A 3,064-nucleotide genomic window follows, 5' to 3' on the forward strand; every position below is an offset into this window, starting at 1 on the left:
GCTTTAAATACTGTCCAGTACACAAAGTATCACTAATTCTATTTCAATCAATCAAAATTGTTGCATTTGCAAAGTATAAAAAAGATAAAATTCTATCAAAATCAATGTAAAGAAGACATATTAAGATCATGTTTAAAGAAAAAATATTACTTATAACAGGTGGAACTGGATCTTTCGGTAATGCAGTCTTGCGGCGTTTTTTGAATACCGATATCAAAGAAATCCGAATTTTTAGTCGCGATGAAAAAAAACAAGATGATATGCGCAAGCAATACAATCATCCAAAGCTCAAATTTTATTTGGGAGACGTACGTGATGTCAACTCTATCATCGATGTAATGCGTGGGGTTGATTATGTATTTCACGCTGCGGCACTTAAACAGGTGCCATCGTGTGAATTTTATCCGATGCAAGCAGTGCAGACCAATGTCATCGGAACAGAAAACGTTCTTAACTGCGCAATCAATGCCAATGTCAGAAAAGTTATTGTCTTAAGTACGGACAAAGCGGTTTATCCAATCAATGCTATGGGAGTTTCCAAAGCGATGATGGAAAAAGTCGCTGTTGCAAAATCGCGTAACCTGTCTGAAAATGAGATTATGATCGCATGCACCCGTTATGGAAATGTCATGGCTTCACGCGGGTCGGTTATCCCGCTCTTTATCGATCAAATACGTAATGGGAAAGAAATTACAATTACAGATCCTTCTATGACGCGGTTTATGATGAGCTTGGATCAGGCAGTTGAGCTGGTTTTATTCGCTTTTGAAAACGGTCGGAATGGAGACATATTTGTCCAAAAAGCTCCTGCTGCCACCATCGAGCTTTTAGCTAAAACTTTGACAAATTTATTCAATAAACTGCACCACCCAATAAAAATCATCGGTACCCGGCATGGAGAAAAACTGTATGAAACGCTACTCACTCGCGAAGAAATGGTGACCGCGGAAGATATGGGAAATTATTACCGCATTCCTGCCGATACAAGAGATCTCAATTACACAAAATATTTCGAAGAGGGTGAAGAAGTCGTAACGCAGGCTCATGAATACCATTCACACAATACCTGTCGGCTCAATGAAAATGAGCTAAAACAGATGCTTCTGGAACTTCGTGAAATTCAAAATGACCTTGCCGAATCCGGAGTCGTATAACGATGAAAAAGATAATGACTATCATAGGAACTCGTCCTGAAATTATTAAACTCAGCCGTGTTATAGCTGAACTAGAAAAATATACAGAACATATTTTAGTTCACTCCGGACAAAATTATGATTATGAACTCAATGAAATATTTTTCAACGAAATGGGTATCAAAAAACCAGATTACTTTCTCAATGCTGCCGGTAATACTCCCGCTCTTACCATTGGAAATATTATCGCAAAATCTGATGAGCTTATGGCACAGCTCAAACCTGATGGGGTGCTATTGTATGGTGATACCAACAGCTGTCTTTCTGTCATTTCGGCAAAGCGCCGGAAAATTCCCGTATTCCATATGGAAGCCGGGAATCGCTGCTTTGATCAGCGTGTTCCTGAAGAAATTAATCGTAAAATCGTAGATCAGCTTAGTGATATAAATATGACACTAACAGAACATGCCCGTCGCTATCTAATTGCCGAAGGGGTACGCCCGGAAACTATCATCAAAACAGGCTCATCGATGAAAGAGGTATTAACTCATCATCAGGCAGAAATTGATGGTTCTAATATTCTTGAAAGACTCGGTTTAAAAAATAAAGAGTTTTTTATCGTCAGTACTCACCGTGAAGAGAATGTAGATTCTGAACAAAATTTTAATGATTTTCTTGATACTCTCAATAAAATTGCAGACACATATGAAAAACGAATTATTGTATCTACCCATCCCCGAACACGCAAAAAACTTGAAATACTGGAAAATAAAAACTTTAGCCCTTTAATAGAGTTTATGAAACCTCTTGGCTTTTTTGATTATATCGCTCTACAAAAAAATGCATTTTGTGCCATATCTGACAGTGGAACGATTACTGAAGAATCGTCGATCCTCGGATTTCCTGCTATCACCATTAGGCAAGCACACGAACGCCCAGAAGGCATGGACGAAGGAACGCTGATAATGTCAGGGCTAAAAAGTGATGATGTAGTGAATGCAATTGATATCGTGACAGAACAATGGCAAAAAAATAATAACAATATACGTATAGTTCCAGATTATGATGTAGACAATGTTTCTCAAAAAGTAATCAGAATCATTGTCAGCTATGTGGATTATACACTTCGTACAGTTTGGAAAGAATATTAAATCAAGAAGGGGAAGTTTCATGCCTACAAAACGAATATTAATTTTTGGTGTAACAGGAATGCTGGGGCATACATTATTTAAAGAAATGTCTAAAAATACTGATTTTGAAGTTTTTGGAACAACTAGGCATGCATCAGGATTAGAAAAATATTTTTCAAAAAATGAACTTTCCAGGATCCGAGATAATGTCGATGCCGATAATTTTGATACAATTATGAGAGCAACAGCATCGATACAACCAGATATCATTATAAACTGTATTGGAATCATCAAACAACTTCCCATTGCGCAAGATCCTTTAACAGCTATCACCGTCAATGCACAACTCCCACACCGTATGTCATTAATTACTCGATCGGCGAATGCAAGGATGATCCATATTAGTACAGACTGCGTTTTTAACGGTAGCAAAGGCAACTATACAGAAGAAGACCCTTCTGATGCGACCGATCTTTATGGCCGTTCAAAATTTCTTGGCGAGGTAGAATATCCGCATTGTGTGACATTACGAACTTCTATTATAGGACATGAATTAAAAACAGATTTTAGTCTGATTGATTGGTTTTTAAGCCAAAAAGGTACAACAAAAGGTTTTAAAAAAGCAATCTACTCAGGTTTCCCCACGATAGAAATCGTAAAAATTATTACTGATTATGTGATACCGAATCAAGAATTGAATGGTTTATATCAAATTTCGAGTGATCCAATTTCAAAATATAATCTTTTAAAAATTGTGAAAAATGTTTACAAAAAAGAAATTTCCATTGAAAAATCTGATGA

Annotated in this window: 3 protein-coding genes; all 3 read left to right on the forward strand. The window is 36.8% G+C overall.

All coding sequences use genetic code 11. The features are described from left to right. The first annotated feature begins 128 nt into the window (after window positions 1-128). On the forward strand, window positions 129-1,154 hold the full coding sequence (locus CJD30_RS11430; protein ID WP_294919250.1) for a polysaccharide biosynthesis protein: 1,026 nt from the start codon (window positions 129-131) through the stop codon (window positions 1,152-1,154). Between the two features lie 2 nt (window positions 1,155-1,156). Further along, window positions 1,157-2,284 carry a UDP-N-acetylglucosamine 2-epimerase (non-hydrolyzing) gene (gene wecB, locus CJD30_RS11435; RefSeq protein ID WP_294919253.1) on the forward strand — a complete coding sequence of 376 codons (1,128 nt, stop codon included), beginning with the start codon at window positions 1,157-1,159 and terminating at the stop codon, window positions 2,282-2,284. Window positions 2,285-2,303: 19 nt separating this feature from the next. After that, window positions 2,304-3,064: SDR family oxidoreductase (locus tag CJD30_RS11440; protein WP_294919255.1), on the forward strand; the 761-nt coding region annotated here is incomplete at its 3' end.

Origin of the sequence: Sulfuricurvum sp. PD_MW2, assembly GCF_002633015.1 — a bacterium.
Taxonomy (GTDB): domain Bacteria; phylum Campylobacterota; class Campylobacteria; order Campylobacterales; family Sulfurimonadaceae; genus Sulfuricurvum.